The sequence below is a fragment of the Novosphingobium colocasiae genome (genome assembly GCF_014652555.1).
In the GTDB taxonomy this organism is placed as follows: Bacteria; Pseudomonadota; Alphaproteobacteria; order Sphingomonadales; family Sphingomonadaceae; genus Novosphingobium; species Novosphingobium colocasiae.
Genome location: NZ_BMZA01000001.1, coordinates 704,882 through 725,282, shown reverse-complemented (window position 1 = coordinate 725,282; position 20,401 = coordinate 704,882). Strand labels below are relative to the sequence as shown.

Sequence of the window (20,401 nt, the reverse complement as noted above, 5' to 3'; positions counted from 1 at the left end):
CCCTTTCCGGTCAGCCGGCGACCTGGCCGAGCAGGTACAGGCCCAGCGCCCCGGCGACGATGCGGTACCACGCGAACGGTGCGAAGCCGGAGCGGCTAACGAAGGCCATGAACGCCTTGATGACCACCAGCGCCACCACGAACGAGACGAAGAAGCCGATGCCGATCTGGGTCCAGCCGACCGGCCCGGTGCCCGCCATCAGTTCATGGCGCGCGCCGAGCAGTTCAAGCGTGGTCGCACCCATCATCGTCGGCACCGCCAGGAAGAAGCTGAATTCTGCCGCCGTGCGCCGCTCGATGCCCATCGCGAGCGCGCCCATGATGGTCGCGCCCGACCGGCTGACGCCCGGCACCATCGCCAGACACTGCGCCGCGCCGACGCCCAGGCACTGGATCGCCGGCAGTTCGGCGACGCCGGTCAGCGGCCCCGGCTTGGCCACCTTCTCGATCGCCAGGATGCCGATGCCGCCGATAATCAGCGCCCAGCACACGATCGAGGCGGAGCCGAGCATGGCTTCGATCTGGTCCTTCAGCGCCAGCCCCAGCACCGCCGAGGGCAGGAACGCCAACAGCACATTGCGCACGAAGCGCAGCGATACCGGCTGCAGCTTCAGCAGCCCCATGCCGACCGCCCAGAAGGTGCGCCAGAACTGGACGATGACCGCCAGAATCGCGCCCAACTGGATGACGATGTTGAACGTCGCCCATTGCGCGGCATCGAAACCGAAGATGCGGGTGGCAAGGATGAGGTGCCCGGTCGACGAGACCGGAAGGAACTCGGTGAGCCCCTCGACGATGCCGAGGAGGATTGCGGTTGTGTTCAGATCCATCGCGCAGAGGTCATGCCGCAGTGGCAGGCCAAGTCAAGGCGCGGCATGCTGCGTCCGCGAAATATACCGTGGGTGGAACTTGTGATTGGGGCTCTCGCGTTTCGCTTCGTCGTCGCCGGCCAGCCTTTTGCCTTGGCGGGGTGGACGAGTTCAGTGGTCAGGGGAATGAACGAGTGGGGGGGAGCGGACTGGCAGGTTGGGTGCAGATGAAACGGATTATCGGACTTTGAGTGATCGGGCACTAACTGCCCTTCGCATCTTCGGGCTTCTCATTGCTTCAGCAAATTTGCTACAGCCCGAGCTTGTAAACCGCGGATATTCACCGAATAATTTTGTGTGAAGGCGCGCCATAAGCCCGGTATCAGGTGGTATTTTCCGGAGATCAAGTCTAACCTTCTCGCCGACATGGGGATTCAAATCGCAGTTTGTCTGACTGTCAATCCGATATTCTTTTAGTCGTTCGCCAAACCATATGTGAGTTGGCCTAATTATAGCCGTTGTTGTAGAACCGAAGATGGAAGTCGAGGAACTAATCACTTCTCCGTCCAAGGCTACAGATGCGCTATCGAGACGATTGATTTCCGCCTCCACCATCTCCGCGTTGCTGGGGTAGAAGACACATTCGCAAGCGAGCGCGGGCGTTTGAACAAGCACGCCCGCAAAGATGAGCATCCACAGTTTCAAGCCGTCATCTCCTCTGGCGAAATGTTCGCAGTTGATGAATAAAACTTGGGACATCTTTGGCAACATCTGGGCGAGAACGATCGATCAAATTTGTCCACACCGCTGAGTTGGCCGGCCGGAGCGAAAGTGACGAAGGTTACACGGTGTAAATTTCGGATTGCGCAATTTATCGTTTTTTATCAATAGTTAGTTCGCCAAAACAACGAAAGTTACACTTTACGGGCGAAAACTTTCTTCGACTGCCGGAATTTGGCCATGACCATGGGAACGACCCGCACGGATCATGCCCCAAAGCGCAGTTTGTAGGAAAGAGCGATGCCGCCTGCGCATCGGCCTGTCGCTAGAGCCAAGCGCGTGAAATCTGAATCACTCTCCGTTCGGAAATTGTGGTGCTGATTAAACGCACGATGCTCTGGCTGTTTGGGCATGCGGCCGAAGGTCGGGCGGCAATCCAAGGCGGTTTGAGCCGCTCTAGATTGCTTCACCCGCTGCGCGGGTTGGCAATGGCGAACGCTGAAATCGTGGACTTTGGCGCTTACCAGATCCGCACGCGCTGTTCGGGCGGCAGGTACAGGGCATCGCCCGGCTTGATGTCGAACGCCTTGTACCATTCATCAAAATTGCGCACGATGCCGTTGATCCGGTAGTGCGGCGGCGAGTGCGGGTCCATGATGAGGTACTGGCGCGCCAGTTCCTCGCGCACCTTGGAACGCCACACCTGCGCCCACGACATGAAGAAGCGCTGATCGCCGGTATACCCGTCGATGACCGGAGCCTCTTTGCCGCCGAGCGACAGCTTGTAGGCGCGGTAGGCGAGACTCAGGCCACCCAGATCGCCAATGTTCTCGCCCATGGTCAGGTGGCCGTTGACGCAGGTCTTGCCATCATCGAACGGGCAGAACTTGTCGTACTGGGCGGCCAGCTTTTCCTGCAGCTTCTCGAAATTGGCCTTGTCGGCGGCAGTCCACCAGTCGCGCAGGTTGCCCTGCCCGTCGGCCTTCGCGCCTTCGTCGTCAAAGCCGTGGCCCATCTCGTGGCCGATCACCGCGCCGATGCCGCCGTAATTGACGGCCGGGTCGGCGGTCAGGTTGAAGAACGGCGGCTGCAGGATCGCGGCGGGGAACACGATCTCGTTATAGGTCGGGTTGTAATAGGCGTTGATCGTTTCGGGCAGCATGAACCACTCGGAGCGATCGACCGGCTTGCCGATGCGGTTCATGTCGTAGCTGGTCGACCAGCGCGACGCGGCGATATCGTTGCCAACCGGATCGGTGGCCGAGAAGGCCAGTCCTTCGTAAGTCTTGAACTTGTCCGGGGCGCCGATCTTGGGGGTGAAGGCTTCCAGCTTGGCCTCGGCCTGCTCTCGCGTGGCCGGGCCCATCCAGCTCAGCGTCTGGAGGTTGCTGGCCATGGCCTTGCGCAGGTTGGAGACCAGATCCTGCATCGCCGCCTTCTGCGCCGGCGGGTAATACTTGGCGGCATAGATTTTGCCGAGCAGTTCGCCCGCCTGCCCTTCGACGGCGGCAATGCCGCGCTTCCAGCGCGGGCGCTGGACCGGCTGGCCGGTCAGCGTCTTGTTGAAGAAATCGAAGGTGGCGGCATCGATGTCGCTGGGCAGGACCGAGGCATGATCGCGCACGAAGCGCATGGCGAGCCAGGCCTGCCAGGTCGCCACCGGCTGCGACTGGACCAGCCTGAACGCCGCCGGGAGCCCGCCGCCGATCAGCCCCTTCGCCTGCGCCGGATCGATCTTGGCGGCCTTCAGTTCCTCAGCCGTGGGCGGCAGGTCCAGGACCAGCACATAGGACGGCTTGTTGGCGCCCATCCCGTTCAGGAAGGCATCGAACAGCGCCGGATCGGCCAGCGTGGCGAAGTCCTTGGCTTCCACCTTGTTGTAGGTCAGATCGCTGTTGCGCGCGACGGTGCGGTCCCAGTCGGTCTGGGCAAGCTGCGTCTCCAGCGCCAGCACCGACTTCGCGGCCCCGGCAGCATCGGCATAGCCGAGCTTGCCGAACACCAGCGTCATGTAATCGACGAACTTGGCGCGGATGTCCTGAAAGCGCTGGTCGTTCTTGAGGTAATAATCGCGATCCGGCAGCGACAGCCCGCTCATCCCCATGTTGAGCGCGTAGATATCGCTCTGCTTCTCGTCGGCTCCGACATAGGCCCCGATCGGCGAGGCGAAGCCGGGCGTGGCGAACAGGGCGATCAGATCCGCAGGAGTCGCGGCCGCATAGATGCGCTTGAGATAAGGCGTCAGCGGCGTCATCCCGGCGGCGTCAATCGCCTTGGTATCCATGAACGCGCTGTAGGCAGCGGCCACGCGCGCCTCATCGGTGCCCGGCTTGGGCTTGGCGGCGACCAGACCATCCAGGATACCGCGCAGGCGCTCTTGCGAGAGGTCGTTCAGTTCGTCGAACGAGCCGATGCGGGTCTTGTCGTCCGCCAGGACGGTGGCCTTCTTCCAGCCACCGTTGACGTACTCGTCGAAATCATCGCCGGGCTTGACCGCGCTGTCGATCCACTGCGTCTGGACGCCGAACGCGCCCCATTCGACCGGCTTGGCGGCATCGGCGGTCGCCTGCGTCTCAGCCGTAGCCGGGGACTCGGCCCGGGCGGCTTGGGTACCCAGAATCAGGGCGCAGGCGGCCACCGAGCCGAGGCAGGACTGGCGGAAAAATCGGGTCATCGAAAAATCCCTTGGCAAGGCAAGGCGGCGCACGGCGATGCGGCGCGGCGTTGCGGGCAGCGAACCGCGCGCAACATAATTACCCCGCCGGGTAACGCCAGCCTAAAAGTGAACCGGATTTCAGATTCATCGCCCGCCGCCCCCGGAAGGTCCGGTCAGTCCAGCGGCGGGATGTGGTGATGGTCGAACTGCAGCGACGCAAGGCGGGCATAAAGGCCGCCGGCAGCGAACAGGCTTTCGTGCGTGCCTTCCTCGACGATCCGCCCTTCGTCCATCACGATGATGCGATCGGCCTTGCGCACGGTGGCAAGGCGGTGCGCGATCACCATGGTGGTACGATGCTCCATCAGCCGTTCCAGCGCGCCTTGTACCAGCATCTCGCTCTCGGCGTCCAGCGCGCTGGTCGCCTCGTCGAGCAGCAGGATCGGCGCATCGCGCAGGATCGCGCGGGCGATGGCGATGCGCTGGCGCTGGCCACCCGAAAGCCGGGCCCCAGCCTCACCCAGAAAGGTGTCGAGCCCGTCGGGCAGCGCGCGCAGGAAGTTTTCCGCGTTGGCGGCGCGCGCCGCCTCCCAGATTTCCGCGTCGCTGGCGTCCCATTTGCCGTAGCGCAGGTTGTCGCGCGCGTTGGCGGCGAAGATCACGTCTTCCTGCGGAACCAGCGCGGTGCGGCGGCGGATGGCGGCGGGATCGGCCTGGGCCAGCGGCACGCCGTCGATCTTCACCACGCCCGCCTGCGGATCGTAGAACCGCTCGGCCAACTGGAACAGCGTCGATTTGCCCGCGCCCGAGGGCCCGACGACCGCGACGGTCTCACCCGGCTCGATCGTCAGGCTGAATTCGTGCAGCGCCGGCAGGTCGGGGCGCGCCGGATAGCGGAAGGTGACCTTTTCGAACGCGATCTTGCCGCGTGCCGGTTCGGGCAGTTCGAGCGGCCGCGCAGGGGCCGCGATCTCCGGGGTTTCGGACAGCAGTTCGGCCAGCCGGCTGGCCGCGCCCGCGCCGCGCACCAGATCGCCGTAGATATCGGTCAGCGCGCCGAAGGCCCCCGCCACGATCACGGCGGTGGCGACGAACGCGGCCAGCGTGCCGCCGGTGATGTTGCCGCTGATGACGCCCAGCGTGCCGTACCACAGCACCAGCGTGATCGCGCCGAAGATCAGCAGCATGACCACCGCCGTCATCACCGCCCGCACCCGCACGCGATAGCGCGCGGTCAGGAACGACTGCTCCACCGTGGTGCCGAACCGGTCCAGCTCGCGCCCTTCCTGGTTGAACGCCTGGACGATGCGCAGCGCCCCCAGCACTTCGGAGGTCAGCGCGCCGATATCGGCGATGCGGTCCTGGCTCTGGCGCGATGCCGCGCTCAGCTTGCTGCCGAACCAGGCGATCGGGCCGATGATCAGCGGGATCGCCACCAGCAGCGCCAGCGTCAGGCCGGGGGCCAGCGCGAAGAGATAGATCGTCCCGCCGATCGCCAGCACCGCGTTGCGCAGCGCGATCGAGACGGCGGTGCTGATGACCTGTTCGATGATCGTGGTATCCGCCGTCATCCGCGAGGCGATTTCCTTGGGGCTGTTCACCTCGAAGAAACTGGGGGCCAGCCCCAGCAGGTGGCCCTGCACCCGGCGGCGGATGTCGGCGACGATCCGTTCACCCAGCCAAGTGACCGAATAGTAGCGGATCGCGGTGGCGATCGACAGCACGATGACCACCGCCAGCAGGGTGAAGAACCAGCGGTTGACGATCCCGGGATCGGACCCGCGCGACAGGCCTTGATCGATGATGTGGCGGAAGGCGTAGGGAATGGCGAGCGTGGAGGTGGAGGTGACGACCATCGCCAGGAACGCGGTGGTGGCGCGGCCGGGATATTGCAGCATCTCCGCCACGACCATCCGCAGCGGGCCAAGGCTGGGCCGCTTCTTGACCGCTTCGGCCCCGTCAGGCGCGATTTCGGCGGCGGCGGGCTGAGCGGGGGGCGTTTCCAGGCTGGCCTGTGCGTTTGTCATGCCGCGCCCTCTACTATCCCGTCCCGATCAGGGAAAGAGCCCAAGGTGCCCGGCAAGCATAGTGCAATGGATTTAATGCCATAGCGGTTTCAAGACCCTGCCGCGAACCCGTCGGCCCTGTTTGCGTTGCACAATCGGCTTGGGAAGCCCACATAGCTTCCCGAAATCCGGCGCAACGGACAGAGTCGCCCAGGAGATATTGCTTGCTTTACAACGCCTATGAATTGCAGCGCACCATGCTTGGCAACGCCGCCGCATTCGCTTCGGTCGGTGCGGAGCTGCTGACCAACCCGGCGCTGCCGATCGGCTACTTCGGTTTCGGCCCATATCTCGCTTCCGCGCTCGACGTGTTTGCCCACGCTGCCGCGCCGCGCGGCAAGCCGGCGTTTGATATCGAAGCGGTCACGGTCGGCGGCAAGACCCACACCGTCACCGAATCGATCGTGCTGCATCGCCCGTTCGGCAACCTGCTGCGCTTCGACCATGCCGGCCTGCCCGAAGACGCGCCGCGCCTGCTGATCGTCGCCCCGATGAGCGGCCATTTCGCGACCCTGCTGCGCGGCACCGTGGCGCGGATGGTGGAAAGCTGCGTGGTCTACATCACCGACTGGGCCGATGCGAAGATGGTGCCGCTTTCCGAGGGCACGTTCGACCTCGATGACTACATCGATTACGTGATCGGCTTCCTCGAATTCATCGGTCCCAACACGCACATGCTCGCCGTCTGCCAGCCGTCAGTGCCGGCACTGGCAACCGCCGCGATCATGGCCGGGGCCGAAAACCCCTGCCGCCCGGCCTCGCTGACGATGATGGGTGGTCCGGTCGATACCCGCGAAGCGCCGACCTCGGTCAACGACGTGGCGATGGACAGGCCGCTTTCGTGGTTCGAACACCATGTGATCACCACGGTGCCGATCACTTATCCCGGATCGGGCCGCAGGGTCTATCCGGGGTTCCTGCAACTGACCGGGTTCCTGGCGATGAACCTGGGGTCGCACATGATGAGCCACTACGCTATGTTCAACCACCTCGTCACCGGCGACGGGGAAAGCGCCGCGGCGACCAAGGCGTTCTACGACGAATACCGCTCGGTCTGTGACATGACCGCGGACTATTACCTGCAGACGGTGGAGCATGTGTTCCAGCGCCATTCGCTGCCCAAGGGCGAACTGATCCATCGCGGCAAGCGGGTGGACCTGGGGGCTATCCGCGACACCGCGCTGCTGGCGGTGGAGGGGGAGCGGGACGATATCTCGGGCATCGGCCAGACCCGCGCCGCGCTGCACCTGGCCACCGCGCTGCCCGAAGCGCGCAAGAAGTACTATCTGGCCGATGGCGTCGGCCATTATGGCATCTTCAACGGATCGAAGTGGCGCAACGCCATCGCCCCGGTGGTAGAACAGTGGATCGCGGCCCATCGCAACGCCGTCCCTTCGCCCAACTGAGCGGTCGCGGCGTCCCGCCTGACGCAGCTATCTGGAAATCCTGCCACAATGGCGCTATCTTGAAGCGATGGATCGCAAACTGGAACGGCGGACAGTCTTGGCGCGGGGGCTGGCACTTGGTGCCGGGCTGACCGTTCCTGCGCTGTTTCCGGGCCGGGCGCTGGCGCAAGTGGCAAGCTGGGACCTCGTCCCGGCAACCCCGCCGCAACCGGGTTTCGGCCCCGATGTGACCGCCGTGCCGCCGGCCGACGTGCCACCGCCGATCATGGCGCCGATCGCCAACGATCCCGCCTATCTGCGCCGCGTGCTGGAAGTGGCGGCACGCGAACGCGATCGCATCGGCAGCCGCCTGTGGCGGACCGACGTGGTCGGCGTGGCCGATTTCGCACGCCCCTCGTGGCTGCCGCGCCTGCATTTCGCCAATCTGGAAAACGGCACCGTGCGCTCGTTCCTCCTCGCCCATGGCCGGGGATCGGACCCGGACCACAGCGGCTGGTTGCAGCGGTTTTCGAACACCCCCGGTTCCGAGGCAACCTCGCGCGGGGCCTATCTTACCTGCCAATGGTATCAGGGCAAATACGGCACCTCGATCCGTCTCGAAGGGCTGGACGGCGATAATTCGATGGCGCTCGATCGCGCGATCGTGATGCACCCGGCCTGGTACGTCGATCCGGCCATGATCGAAAAGTGGGGCAAGATCGGCCGCAGCGAAGGCTGCTTCGCGATGGCACCGTCCGATTTCAACGAAGCGCTGTGGCACCTTTCGGGCGGTCGCCTGCTGTTCGCCGACCGGATCGGCGAAGCTTGAGACGAAGGCCAGCGGCGACTGAAGCAATGCGTAAAAGCTGTTTCATTCTCCGTTCGTGTCGAGCGAACGGGATGTATGGGGCTGATTGAACGAACGATATCCTACCCGCACAGTTCGGTGCGCGCGCCGCTATGTCCGTCAGGACCATCGCCGATCGTCATCAGCCCGTGCAGGAACAGCTTTACCGCGAACCGGGTGTGCCGTTCGACATAATCGGGCGCGAATACCAGATCGGCCGCCGCTTTGCTGCAGGGCCCGCGCGCGATGACATCGATGAACAGTTCGGCCACCAGCCGCGAATCCTCAACCGCAGCCTGACCCAGAGCGGTGCGGCGGCGGAACAGATCGGCCAGGAAGGCAGTTACCGGGTCCAGCGTCCGATCCGAAAAGTCGCCGACGATTTCCGGGACCGCGCCGGCATCGGAGCGGATCAGGCGCAGCAGGCGGATGCTGTCGGGTGAAACGACGCTGGCCACGATCGCATCGGCGATCCGGTCCATCGTTTCGTCCATGTCATCGGCTTCCAGCGCGCTGAGCCGGTCGAAAGTGGGCTTGAACCGGTCCAGCCCGTGCGCCACGGCGGCGCGAAACAGGCTCGCCTTGTCACCATAGCGGGCATAGATGGTGCGCTTGGCCATGCTGGCGGACTGGGTAATCGCGTCGATGCTGGTGCCGGCAAAGCCGTGGTCCAGAAAAAGTTCGAGCGCTTTATCCAGCAGGGCTTCGTTACTGATGCTGGGACGGCCGGGGCCGCGACGCGGCTCCTCGCCGGCGGAAGCCGGAACGGATCGACCTGGACTGGGTTCGGACATCGCCAATACCCTCCCGATATTCAGGTTCTACTTTTTAGTGCCCGAAATGTACATAAGTGCACAAAAGCTGGCAATACCGGAGCGGTAGCTCCGTTGCCGGCACATTCTCATTTCGAAACGCGACCTGCCCGCCGGTCTTTCCCCGGTCAGGCCCTGCCAATATCGGGCGAAAGTGCTGCGGGATCAATCCCCTCTGCGGCCCATGCGGCCAGCCAGCGCGCTTCTGTCGCAGTATCGAACACCACGGCGGCCCGCCCTTCGGCCGCATACCAGCCGTGCTGGCGCATTTCGTCTTCCAACTGGCCCGCGCCCCAGCCGGCATAGCCCAGCGCCATGAGCCACTGCCGGGGCCCTTCGCCAGCGGCAATCGCGCGCAGCACTTCGGACGTGGTGGACAGCGCCCCGATTGCGGGCACCGGGATCGTGCCGGGCCCGTCCCAGTCGGTCGAATGCAGCACGAACCCGCGCCCCTGCTCCACCGGCCCGCCATCTAGCACCGCGCAATCGGGGGCCTGCCCGGGGTCTATCCCCATCTCCGCCAGCACGGCGTGGAACGTCACGTCCGACCGGGTCCGCCCCAGGTTGAGGCCGAAGGCCCCGTTTTCATCGTGGATGCACAAGGCGTTGACGGAATGGTCGAACCGGGGATCGAACATCCCGGGCATCGCCAGCAGCAGCCGGCCGGAGAGATATTGGGCGTCGGTCACGTAGTTGAACTTAGCCACCCCACCGCCCCCGACAAGGGGACGAGGGACACCGGCCATGCCTTTTTGTCCTTCACCTTGTCGCACCGCTGGTCCAAGAGCGGTGCCGAACCGTCCGTCCGCCGCAAGGGCTTCACGATGCCGCGCATGATCGTCAACGACCGCCCCGTCGATATTGCCATGGACCCGCGCACGCCGCTGCTGTGGGCCCTGCGCGACGCGGCCAACCTGACCGGCACCAAGTACGGCTGCGGCGCAGGCGATTGCGGGGCCTGCACGGTGATGGTCGACGGCGCGGCGCTGCGCGCCTGCCTGGTGACGCTGAGCGAGTGCGAGGGGCGTTTCATCACCACGATCGAGGGTCTTTCGCCCGACCGGTCGCACCCGGTGCAGCAGGCGATGGTGGCCGAACAGGCGATCCAGTGCGGCTTCTGCACCCCCGGCATCGTCATGGCCGCCGCCGCGCTGCTGGCGCGCAACGCCAATCCTTCCGACGACGATATTCGCGATGCGATCCCGAACCTGTGCCGCTGCGGGGTCCAGCCCCGGCTGCTCGAAGCCGTCCGCCGGGCGGCGCGGGTGATGCGCCGCGAAACGACCCTTCACGCCGCGCCCGTGCCCGGCATCGCCCCGGCCGACGCGGCCCGCACGACTCCGGCGCTCTCCCCCGCACCGTCCGGCGATACCCCGCGCTGACCGTCACGAAAGGATATCTCCATGAAGGCCACCATCTGGCACAATCCTGCCTGCGGCACATCGCGCAAGACGCTGGCGATCCTTGAGGAGGCACCGGGCGTGGACGTGACGGTGATCGAATACCTCAAGACCCCGCCGACCGCCGCGAAGCTGGGCCAGCTTTATACCGATGCCGGGATCACCCCGCAGCAGGGGTTGCGCCTGCGCGGAACCGACGCCGCCGAGCGCGGCCTGCCCGCCGCAGATGATGAAACGGTGCTGGCGGCGATGGCGGCGGAACCGGTGCTGATCGAGCGGCCGCTGGTCGAAACCGACAAAGGCGTCCGGCTGTGCCGTCCACAGGACAAGGTGCATGAAATTCTTTAAACCGGCGGGTGGCTTGCTTGCCTTGCGGGGATAATTCTGTCACCGGGAGGCGAGGAAGTCGCGGTAATACGCAACGAATTGTAGGGGTTCCCTGAAGCATGTCCGGCACCGAGCTTGCCCGCGAGGCATGGTCACACAAGATCAAGCGCCGGGTACGGAACGCGATGGGCCCCTGGGGCGTATTTATCGAAGGTTTTGTGCGCAATCCGGTGATGGTCGGCTCGATCGTTCCGTCCTCGCGCTTCACCATCAACCGCATGCTGGCCCCGGTGGACTGGGGCAACTGCAAGCTCTTCGTCGAATACGGGCCGGGCGTTGGCACCTTCTGCCGCCCGGTGCTGGATCGGCTGGCGCGGGACGGCATGCTGCTGGTGATCGACACCAACCCGCTGTTCATCGACTATTTGCGCCGCACCATCACCGACAGCCGCTTTCGCGCGGTGCTGGGATCGGCCGCCGATGTTGAGGATATCGTCCGCCAGCACGGCTTCGAAAAGGCCGACTATGTGCTGTCGGGCCTGCCCTTCTCCACCCTGCCCGATGGCGTCGGGCCGGCGATCGCCGCCGCCACCTGGCGCGTGATCCGGCAGAACGGGGCGTTTCTGGTCTACCAGTTCACGCCGCGCGCGCGCGATTTCATGGCGCGCCATTTCCGCCGGATCGACAATGCGCTGGAACCGCTGAACGTCCCGCCCTGCTTCATGTACTGGGGCTGGAAAGACGCCGCCGACGGTCAGGTCGCGAACGACTGACCCGCCGCACGGCGGCCGCTCATGCGGCCACCCCGGCCTTTTCCGTCAACTGGCGATAGGCGCGGTAGAGCACTGCCGTCAGAAGCAGCCACTTTGCGAGCGACACCAGCCCGTTGAGCACGCCCGCCAGCAGGTAGAACACCATGCCCTGCCCGGCCACAGCCAGCAGCAGCGGGCCGAACAGCAGCATCGTGACGAGGCCGACCATCCCGAACGCCATCGACAGCAGGAAATAGAACAGCGCCAGCGCCACGCCGTTGCCCCGGGTGACGCGCCAGGACCACAAGGCAGCGCGCAGCGGATTGATCTGCCCTTCCAGCACCAGGGCGGGCGGAGCCATCGACAGGCGAGCCAGCGGGTAAAGACCGCCCACCGCCAGCGCGACGACGGCGGTCACAATCCCGCCCACCGCTTCGCCCAGCACCGCGATCAACAGCGATCCCAGCGTGATCGCCACCACCGTCAGCGCGGCAAGGAAGATGAGCATCAGCAGCGCGGCGATGCCCACCAGGCCGGGGATGCCCTGCAAGGCCGCGAGCAGCGCCTGCCCCACGGTGGAGCGGTACCGGTCCGACAGCAGGCGCAGCAGTGCCAGCATGCCGAAGGCATTGACCAGCAGTTCCGCGCTCGTCGCCAGAACCAGAGTGGAGCCGTGCTGTTCGACGAAGGCCTTCATCGCCTTGGCATTCTCCATCGCCTTGGCGAGGCCGACCTGGAGATCGGCGGTCAGCACCAGTGAAACCAGCGTCGGCAGCAGGAAGAAAAATGCCCCCACGGTCAGCAGAAGATCGCGGTTGGCCCTGATATCGGCGAGCGCCTCCATCCAGCACCGGTTACTGTCGAATTTCATGAGTCGCTCCAGGCGCGCCGCGAACCGGGCACGGAAAGGCACTTGATAACCGCATGGAATGCCGCCACGCAACGCGCCATGACCGGCGATCCGCAACTTGGCTCCGATATCGAATGGCGCGTGTCCACCAGCCCGGTGCCGTACCGCGTCGCGCTGGAAGAAATGGCCGCGCGCAACGCCGCCATCGCCGCCGGTGAGGCGCGCGAGCTGATCTGGCTGCTGGAACACCCGCCGGTCTACACCGCCGGCACCAGCGCCGCGCGCGCCGAGCTGCTGGATCCGCGATTCGAGGTCGTCGATGCCGGGCGGGGCGGGCGGTATACCTATCACGGCCCCGGCCAGCGGGTCGGCTATGTCCTGATCGACCTGCGCAAACGCGCCCGCGATGTGCGGGGCTTCGTTCACGCGCTCGAAGGCTGGGTGATCGATACGCTGGCGGACTTCGGGATCGAAAGCTTTCGCAGCGAAGGCCGGATCGGCATCTGGACGCAGGATATCGACGGCCGCGAGGCAAAGATCGGCGCGATCGGCGTGCGCATCCGCAAGTGGGTGACGATGCACGGTTTTTCGGTCAACATCGCGCCGGATCTGGCGCATTTTTCCGGCATCGTGCCCTGTGGCATCGACGAATTCGGCGTCACCAGCCTGCAGCGGCTGGGGCGCGATGTCAGCCTTGCCGCCTGGGACGCAGCGATGCTGGCGCGCGCCGGGGCGTTCCTCGCCGCGCTCGACCGGCCCTGCCCGCCCGCACAGACCTGCCCCGCTTCCCCGCAGCCGCCGGAGTTTCCCGCATGATGAGCCACCGCCTGTCCCGTCGCGCCAGAATCGCGTTGAGCATCGCGGCCTGCGTCGTCCTGAGCGGATGCGGGGACAAGAAGGACGACGGCGCGGTCCAGGCGGCCAAGGGCGGCGAAGTGCTGCCCCGGTCCATCACTGACGACATGCTGCCGTATGACACCGTCCGCTCGCAATCCGGGCCGGACGCCGTGGTGGGGGCACCGGCCCATCCGGCCGGCAGCGCCAGCGACGCCGCGTCAAGCGAAGCACAAGGGGCCGAAGCGGACAAGGCAGAGCCGGCCGAGGCGGCAGAGGCTACGTCGAGCGCAGAATAGGCGCGCGCCGGATCAGTCCGGGCATGAGGCCGGGCTGGACCTGAGCGGCGACCGACGGCGCTGCGGCGGCGCTGACCTGCGGGATCGCGGCGACGTGATCGGCTGCGGCGGTTACCACCGGCATCGTGAAGGGATCGTTGGAGAACGCGGCATTGATCGCCGGCACTTGCGCCGGATGGATCGCGAACATCCCGGTAAACCCGTCACGCCGCGCGGACATGATCGCACCGCGCAGGACCGCCTCGTCCTCCCAGGTTTCGCACGGCGCGTCGAGCGCGGCGAGATCGGTGGCGCGGGCGGTGAGGAGGCAGGTCGCGCGGACATAGGCGAACGGATCGCCGAGGGCACCGGAGCCCGTATCGCGGCCGATACCCAGCGCATCCGCCAGGCCATCGGGCCGCCAGGTCAGCCCGGCCAGGCGCGGATGGACCGCTTCGGCATAATCGGCGATCCCGAGCGCGGTGCGCGGCGTTTCGCCGACAATCGGCAGGATCAGCGTGGAATTGGCCGGAACGCCCAGCTTCTGTTCGAATTCATAGAGTTCGATGCCCAGTTGGCGGACCGCCTCGGGCCCTGCTGCATGCGGCAGGATCACGCCATCGGCTGCGCCGGCCAGCGCCGCCAGCAGGTCTTCGCGCCACAGCCCCGAATCGAACGGCGAAATCCGCACCCAGCGGGCCATGCCCTGCCCGCCCGATACCGGTTCGCGAAAAGCCCGCAGCCATTCGGCCGACAGTGCCCGCGCCGCCGCCTTTTCCGCCGCCGGCACCGTGGCGCACAGATCGACGACGACCACATCCGCCCCGGCGCGCGGGGCCTGGGCCAACTGCTTTTCGCTGTGCCCGGGAACGATCAGCCAGGATCGAAGTGTCATTGCCTATGCCAGCCCTTGCGTGCCGGCGCGTCCTTCGCACCCGTCGCACCGCCATAGGCTAGGGGCAACGACTTAACGAATTGCGACCAAAACGGTCAGAATGGCGGCAATGCGGGGCAATTCGCTGGTCAAAGCGGCTTTTCATAGATCGCGTATTCGCGATTCACCTTGCTCTCGATGGCTTGGGCGATGCCCACCATGCCTTGGTTGTCCTCAAGGACCCAGCCGATCTCCGCCCGCGTCGTCTTGAACTGGGCGATGGCCGCGACGCGAATCGTCTCGATCATCATGAAGGCGAGCTGGCTGGCCATCCGCGAGGATTGCAGTTTCTTGCGCACCCCCATCAAGGGCACGCGCATGTCTGCCGAGCGGGGCTTGCGCAACCATAGTGCCAGCTTGAGCCAGCCGAGCAGCGATGGCTTGCCGGTGCGCCCGTTCACCCGCGCCTGGATCTGGTTGAGATCGGGCAGCGTCATCATGAACGCGACCGGCTCGCCATCGTATTCGGCGATGCGGATCAGCGATTCGTGGACCAGCGGTTTCAGCTTCTTGCCGGTATAGGCGATCTCTTCCGGGGTGAACGGGACGAAACCCCAGTTGTCCGACCAGGCATCGTTGATGATGTCGCAGATCAGCGCCGCTTCCTTGGCGAAATCCTTCATCCTGGCATCGCGCACGGTGATGCGCTCGTTCTTTTCGCCCGCACGGACGATCCGCTGGACCAGCGGCGGGAACGGCGATGTCACGTCCAGATCATAGGTCCGCAGGGTCTTTACGCGCTGATAGCCCGCGCCTTCGATCCATCCCTGATAACGCGGCGAATGGTGCGCCATCATCACCATCGGCGAATGATCGTGTCCGGTGACCTGCAGCCCCGGCTCTTCCCACACCGACAGGTTCATCGGCGCGAGGACCCGCGTCATCCCCTCATCGCGCAGCCACTGCTCGGCCCGCGCTATCAGCGCCTGCGCCGCGCCCTCATCCTCTGCCTCGATCGCGCCCCAGTTGCCGGTGCCCGGCCCCATGCCCTGTTCGACGGGCTGGCTCAGCGCCAGTTCATCGATATGCGCCGATATCCGGCCAACCACCCGAGCGCCGCGCTTTGCCAGGAAAAGCTGGCAGCGGGCGTGCGCGAAGAAAGGGTTCTTGCCGGGCGTGAACTTCTCGATCTCCTCCATCCGCAGGTTGGCCACCCAGTTCGGGTCATCCGCGTTGAGGCGATAGGCGCAGTCCACGAATGCATGGAGATCGGCCTTGTTGGAAACGGGGACAATGACTAGTTCGGCTTCGGCCACGATGCTGCCTTTGTTTGGTATTAAGCGCCTGCCCGTTACGGACCGGCAGGTTGCGCGTGGTGTGGCGCGTTGGGGTGCGATGTCAAGCGGCCCGCCGTCCGCAAAGCGCAAAGGCCACGGTACGAATGGCCGCAAGATTTTCGACGCGGGGAAGACGGCCGGCAAAACGGCATGGCAATTTTGGATTTGAGTGCATGACTGCGCAAAACGTGATCGAAACGCCCTTTTCTCCGCTGGCCGGCCCAGCCACGGCCGCGCCGGGCCCGCGCGCGGGTATTCCCGATGACCGGGAACTGCTGCGCGCCGCCGTGGAACTGACCCGTGACCTCACCACCGCCCGCGCCGCGATCTACTGGCCCGACATGCTGGTTTCGGCAGCCCTTGGCTATGGCGGGGTTGCCGGCGCGATCCTGTTCACGCACCCCCCGGCCGCGATCCTTTGCGCCGTGGTCGGCGTGCTCGGCCTGTATCGGGCGATGCTGTTCATCCACGAACTGACCCATATCCACCGCGATGCCCTGCCCGGCTTCCGCTTCGGCTGGAACCTGCTGGTCGGCATTCCGTTGCTCACGCCCTCGTTCATGTACGAAGGCGTCCACACGCTGCATCATGCCCGCACCCGTTATGGCACCGTGGAAGACCCTGAATACCTGCCGCTGGCGCTGATGAAGCCGTGGACCTTGCCGCTGTTCGTCGTCACCGCGCTGCTGCTGCCTGTGGCACTGCTGATCCGCTCGGCGGTGCTGGTGCCGCTGGGCACGGTCGTACCGCCCCTGCGCCGGCTGGTGTGGGCGCGCATTTCGGCACTGTCGATCAACCCGGCGTTCCGCCGCCGCCCGCCCGAAGGCGAATTCGCGCGGATGGTGTTCTGGCAGGAACTGGGGGCCAGCATCTGGGCGATCACGCTGATCGCCAGCGTGTTCGCGTTCGGCCTGCGTCCGCTGCTGATCGCGCTGGTGATCGCATCGGGCGCGGCACTGCTCAACCAGATCCGCACCCTGGTGGCGCACTTGTGGGAGAACGAGGGCGAGACGATGACCGTCACCGCCCAGTACCTCGATTCTGTCAACGTGCCGCCGCCGGCGCTGCTCGCTCCGCTGTGGGCCCCGGTGGGGCTGCGCTATCACGCGCTGCACCACCTCCTGCCCAGCATGCCCTATCATTCGCTGGCAGAGGCCCACCGCCGGCTCAGCGCGCATATCGGCGGGCGGGATACCTATGCCAAGGCGAGCTATCCGGGTCTGTTCCCGCTAGTCGCCCGGCTGGCACGCAGCACCATGGGTGGCCGCTGAGGGCTCCGCCAAGCGCTGTGCCAAGAACTGCTGAACCAAACCTTTGATTTCATTGGTCGTTGCGAACCCGCGAAGCGGGCGAAGCAATCCAGGGCCGCGTAAACCGCCCTGGATTGCCGCGCGACCTGCGGTCGCTCGCAAAGACGGAGCAGAGGGTTGAGACCGGCAGAGTGCCCGTCGGCGAGCCCTACTCTTCGGTGCGGACCAGCACCGCTTCGCCGATCAGGGCGAAGAGGATGAACGGGGCCCAGGCGGCCACCATCGGCGGGTATCCCCCGAAGCTGCCCATCGCCAGCGCCGCGTTATCGATCACGAAGTAGGCGAAGCCGAGCGCCATGCCGATCACCGCGCGGATCAGCAACTGGCCGCTGCGGGCCAGACCGAACGCGGCGATGGCTCCCAGGAGCGGCATCAGGACCGATGACAGCGGCCCCGAAATCTTGTGCCACCACACCGATTCGAGCGCATCGGTGCGCCGGCCGGCTTCGCGCATCTTGCCGATGGTGGCCCATAGCGTGACGATGTTCTGTTCATCGGCGTCCACCGAGGCGAGGCTGACCTTCTCGGGCGTCAGTTCCGGCCCGACGACGAGCGGGGCGAGCGCCGCCGTGCTCGAATCGGCCACGCGGAACCGCACCGGCTGCTCCAGCGTCCAGCCGGCGGCCCCGTGGGTCGCCCGCGGCGACTGCACCTTTTCGACGATCATCCCGGTCGCATCGCGGCGATACCAGGTCACCCCGGTCATCGTCATCGCCTCTCCCACTCCCGCCACCGATCGCGCCAGCAGCAGATTGTGGCCATCCGTCAGATAGACGTTGGTGCGCACGCCCGAATCCTTTGGTATCGGGCCGTAATCCGCCTTGTCCCAGGCATCGAGCGTGGCGGTCGCGCGGGTGACGACGCGTTCGTTGAAGCCGAAGCTGAACAGCGAGAACAGCGCGGCGGTCAGGATCAGCGGGGCCAGCACCTGGTGCGCCGAAAGCCCGGCCGATTTCATCGCCACCACTTCGCTGTTCTGGTTCAGCGTCGCCAGTGTGAAGATCGTGGCCAGCAGGACCGAATAGGGCAGGAACCGCGCCACCAGTTGCGGCAGCCGCAGCGACACGTAGTAGAGCAACTGCGCCTGCCCGTTGCCCGGATAGGCCAGGATATCGCCGCTCTCGCCCAGCAGGTCGAGCGTCTGCAGCACCAGCACCAGCATGATCAGCACGGCAACGATGCGCGTGAAGAACAGCCGCGCGAGGTACAGCGTCAGCGTGCGCGAGGGGAAAAAATCCATCTGCATCAATGCACGTCCGAGGGAGCGGGAAGGATCGGCCCGCGCCGCTTGCGGCGCAGCAGCGATTTGAGCCGCTTGACGAGGCGGCCCGATGCCGTCTCCAGCCAGCCGATCGCCTGGCCGCCGGGCACATAGGCGACGCGGTAATACATCCACGCGATCAGGATGCCGAAGATCACGAACGGCCCCCACAGCGCGATCCAGGGATCGACCCGGCCCAGCGTCGCCACGTCCTGCGCGTATTCGTTGACCTTGTGATAGGCCACCACCATCACGATCGAGACGAACACACCCAGCGCCGATGTGGAGCGCTTGGGCGGGATCGCCAGCGCCACCGCCAGGAACGGCAGCATCAGCATCATGATGACCTCGACCATGCGGTAATTGAAGTTGGCCAGGCTCGACACCCGCTCAGCCTTGGGCAGCGCATCGTTCCAGCTCAGCCGCAGCAGTTCGGGGAGCAGATATTCGCGGTCCTTGCCGCCGCGCTGACGGAACTTTTCCACCTCCGGCAGGTCGATCGGCATGTCGTGGCGGCTGAAGGTCAGCACCCGCGATACCTTGCCCGGTTCGTCCTGGATGATCTGGCCGTCGATCAGGCGGAAGATGATCGTATCGGGCTGCCCCTGCAGCGCCAGGAACTGGCCCTGCCGCGCCGAGATCGACAGGACCTGCCCTTTCTTGTCGGCCACCCGGGCGAAGATGCCGATCAGCTTGCGGCCGTCGTCCTGGCTTTCATCGATGCGCAGCGCGATGCGATCTTTCAGCGTGGTAAACTCGCCGACCTTGATCGATGCGCCCAGCGCGCCGGACTTGAGCTCGTAGTTGAGCTCCTCGTAGTAATACCTTGAAAGCGGCTGGAGATAGCCGACGATCGCCAGATTGGCCCCGGCCATCACCACCGTCAGGATCAACGGTACCCGCAGCAGGCGGGTATAGCTGAGGCCCACCGCGCGCATCACGTCGAGTTCGCTGCTGGTCGCCAGTTTGCGGAAAGCGAGCAGGATGCCCAGCATCAGCCCCAGCGGAATCGCGAGGCTGGCATATTCGGGCAGCATGTTGGCGAGCAGACGGAACACCACGCCGACCGGGCCGCCTTCGGCAGCGACAAAATCGAACAGGCGCAGCATCTTGTCGAGGATGAGCAGCGAAGCCGCCAGCAGGAAGATGCCAACCATCGGCATCAGCACAAGGCGGAAGATGTACCTGTCGATGGCGCTGAAAAATTTCACTGGGATCAGTCGTTAGGGCACCTTAGGCCTCATCCCTTAACGGCAAGCGGTGCCGGGGCAAAGCGCATAATGGCAGCTTTACACGGGCCCGCGACAGGCGGCAGGCGATCAGGCCTTTTCCAGCGTGCACTGCAAGGGATGCTGGTTCTGCCGGGCGAAGTCCATCACCTGGTTCACCTTGGTTTCAGCGATTTCATAAGGGAAAATCCCGCAGACGCCGACGCCGCGCTGGTGAACGTGGAGCATCACCCGGGTCGCCTGTTCCATGTCCATATGGAAGAACCGCTTGAGGACCATCACCACGAATTCCATCGGGGTGTAATCATCATTGAGCATCAAGACCTTGAACTGGCTCGGCTTCTTGGGGCGGGCGCGGGTCTTGGTGGCGACGCCCACTTCGCCGTCGCCTTCCCCTTCGCGGGGGGGCTTGCTGCCGGCGGCAAGGCGCACGGGAACCGCATCGCGCACCATGCGCGCAATCGGCGCGCGGCCGGAAAGGGAATCACGAAACTGGAGATGCATGTGGGTCAGGATACCGCAACCGGGCCCATTCTCACAAGATGGCCCGGATCGATTGTCAAATCCGGCGACAGCGGCCGAGGCCCGGCCCGTCGCAGTCTGCACGAAACCAAGTCTTTGCACCGGAAAAACGCATCCGGCCGGACGGGCGATC

Annotated in this window: 19 protein-coding genes; 8 read left to right on the top strand and 11 right to left on the bottom strand. The window is 65.3% G+C overall.

Annotation, left to right across the window (positions count from 1 at the left end; all coding sequences use genetic code 11):
• Positions 1-10 precede the first annotated feature (10 nt).
• The 3 genes from IE122_RS03580 to IE122_RS03570 all read right to left on the bottom strand — a co-directional run bounded on the left by IE122_RS03580 (position 11) and on the right by IE122_RS03570 (position 6,211).
• Positions 11-829, bottom strand: coding sequence for an undecaprenyl-diphosphate phosphatase (locus IE122_RS03580; protein WP_189619665.1), 819 nt, complete (start codon positions 827-829; stop codon positions 11-13).
• A gap of 1,219 nt (positions 830-2,048) precedes the next feature.
• Positions 2,049-4,202: a M13 family metallopeptidase gene (locus tag IE122_RS03575; RefSeq protein ID WP_189619664.1), complete on the bottom strand. Its 2,154-nt coding sequence runs from the start codon at positions 4,200-4,202 to the stop codon at positions 2,049-2,051.
• A 155-nt stretch (positions 4,203-4,357) separates the two neighbouring features.
• Positions 4,358-6,211: an ABC transporter transmembrane domain-containing protein gene (locus tag IE122_RS03570; RefSeq protein WP_189619663.1), complete on the bottom strand. Its 1,854-nt coding sequence runs from the start codon at positions 6,209-6,211 to the stop codon at positions 4,358-4,360.
• A gap of 203 nt (positions 6,212-6,414) precedes the next feature.
• Between IE122_RS03570 and IE122_RS03565 the strand changes: the two genes are divergently transcribed.
• Both IE122_RS03565 and IE122_RS03560 read left to right on the top strand, forming a co-directional pair.
• A complete protein-coding gene (locus IE122_RS03565) occupies positions 6,415-7,656 on the top strand; it encodes a polyhydroxyalkanoate depolymerase (RefSeq protein ID WP_189619662.1) in 1,242 nt (413 codons plus the stop codon).
• A gap of 67 nt (positions 7,657-7,723) precedes the next feature.
• A complete protein-coding gene (locus IE122_RS03560; protein WP_229813691.1) occupies positions 7,724-8,464 on the top strand; it encodes a murein L,D-transpeptidase catalytic domain-containing protein in 741 nt (246 codons plus the stop codon).
• A gap of 101 nt (positions 8,465-8,565) precedes the next feature.
• Here the strand turns inward: IE122_RS03560 and IE122_RS03555 are convergent, their stop codons facing one another.
• Both IE122_RS03555 and IE122_RS03550 read right to left on the bottom strand, forming a co-directional pair.
• Entirely contained in the window at positions 8,566-9,276 is a 711-nt protein-coding gene (locus IE122_RS03555) for a TetR/AcrR family transcriptional regulator (RefSeq protein ID WP_189619661.1), read from the bottom strand.
• A 146-nt stretch (positions 9,277-9,422) separates the two neighbouring features.
• The gene (locus IE122_RS03550; protein WP_505831037.1) at positions 9,423-9,941 is read right to left on the bottom strand and encodes a YqgE/AlgH family protein; all 519 of its coding nucleotides are present in this window, start codon (positions 9,939-9,941) and stop codon (positions 9,423-9,425) included.
• A 177-nt stretch (positions 9,942-10,118) separates the two neighbouring features.
• Between IE122_RS03550 and IE122_RS03545 the strand changes: the two genes are divergently transcribed.
• The 3 genes from IE122_RS03545 to IE122_RS03535 all read left to right on the top strand — a co-directional run bounded on the left by IE122_RS03545 (position 10,119) and on the right by IE122_RS03535 (position 11,794).
• The gene (locus IE122_RS03545) at positions 10,119-10,676 is read left to right on the top strand and encodes a (2Fe-2S)-binding protein (protein WP_189619778.1); all 558 of its coding nucleotides are present in this window, start codon (positions 10,119-10,121) and stop codon (positions 10,674-10,676) included.
• 21 nt (positions 10,677-10,697) lie between these two features.
• Positions 10,698-11,042, top strand: a complete 345-nt coding sequence (locus tag IE122_RS03540; RefSeq protein ID WP_189619660.1) for an arsenate reductase family protein — start codon at positions 10,698-10,700, stop codon at positions 11,040-11,042.
• A 98-nt stretch (positions 11,043-11,140) separates the two neighbouring features.
• Positions 11,141-11,794: a class I SAM-dependent methyltransferase gene (locus IE122_RS03535; protein ID WP_189619659.1), complete on the top strand. Its 654-nt coding sequence runs from the start codon at positions 11,141-11,143 to the stop codon at positions 11,792-11,794.
• Positions 11,795-11,813: 19 nt separating this feature from the next.
• Here IE122_RS03535 and IE122_RS03530 read toward each other — a convergent pair whose 3' ends face one another.
• Positions 11,814-12,644: a hypothetical protein gene (locus IE122_RS03530; protein WP_189619658.1), complete on the bottom strand. Its 831-nt coding sequence runs from the start codon at positions 12,642-12,644 to the stop codon at positions 11,814-11,816.
• A 78-nt stretch (positions 12,645-12,722) separates the two neighbouring features.
• Between IE122_RS03530 and lipB the strand changes: the two genes are divergently transcribed.
• Both lipB and IE122_RS03520 read left to right on the top strand, forming a co-directional pair.
• On the top strand, positions 12,723-13,439 hold the full coding sequence (lipB, locus tag IE122_RS03525) for a lipoyl(octanoyl) transferase LipB (RefSeq protein WP_189619777.1): 717 nt from the start codon (positions 12,723-12,725) through the stop codon (positions 13,437-13,439).
• On the top strand, positions 13,436-13,756 hold the full coding sequence (locus tag IE122_RS03520) for a hypothetical protein (RefSeq protein ID WP_229813690.1): 321 nt from the start codon (positions 13,436-13,438) through the stop codon (positions 13,754-13,756). Before lipB ends, IE122_RS03520 begins: the two co-directional genes overlap by 4 nt.
• Here IE122_RS03520 and IE122_RS03515 read toward each other — a convergent pair.
• Together IE122_RS03515 and IE122_RS03510 are read right to left on the bottom strand one after the other, a co-directional pair.
• On the bottom strand, positions 13,737-14,630 hold the full coding sequence (locus IE122_RS03515; RefSeq protein WP_189619657.1) for an HpcH/HpaI aldolase/citrate lyase family protein: 894 nt from the start codon (positions 14,628-14,630) through the stop codon (positions 13,737-13,739). The genes IE122_RS03520 and IE122_RS03515 overlap by 20 nt on opposite strands.
• A 128-nt stretch (positions 14,631-14,758) precedes the next feature.
• Positions 14,759-15,925, bottom strand: coding sequence for an N-acetyltransferase (locus IE122_RS03510; protein ID WP_189619656.1), 1,167 nt, complete (start codon positions 15,923-15,925; stop codon positions 14,759-14,761).
• 194 nt (positions 15,926-16,119) lie between these two features.
• Here IE122_RS03510 and IE122_RS03505 point away from each other — a divergent pair, with 194 nt between their 5' ends.
• Entirely contained in the window at positions 16,120-17,217 is a 1,098-nt protein-coding gene (locus tag IE122_RS03505; protein WP_189619655.1) for a fatty acid desaturase family protein, read from the top strand.
• A gap of 187 nt (positions 17,218-17,404) precedes the next feature.
• Here IE122_RS03505 and lptG read toward each other — a convergent pair whose 3' ends face one another.
• The 3 genes from lptG to clpS all read right to left on the bottom strand — a co-directional run bounded on the left by lptG (position 17,405) and on the right by clpS (position 20,199).
• Positions 17,405-18,502, bottom strand: a complete 1,098-nt coding sequence (gene lptG / locus IE122_RS03500; RefSeq protein ID WP_189619654.1) for an LPS export ABC transporter permease LptG — start codon at positions 18,500-18,502, stop codon at positions 17,405-17,407.
• Entirely contained in the window at positions 18,502-19,728 is a 1,227-nt protein-coding gene (gene lptF / locus IE122_RS03495; protein WP_189619653.1) for an LPS export ABC transporter permease LptF, read from the bottom strand. The genes lptG and lptF overlap by 1 nt, the downstream gene beginning before the upstream one ends.
• A gap of 108 nt (positions 19,729-19,836) precedes the next feature.
• Positions 19,837-20,199 (bottom strand): ATP-dependent Clp protease adapter ClpS, encoded by a 363-nt coding sequence (gene clpS, locus IE122_RS03490; RefSeq protein ID WP_229813719.1) that lies wholly within the window; start codon positions 20,197-20,199, stop codon positions 19,837-19,839.
• Positions 20,200-20,401: the final 202 nt, after the last annotated feature.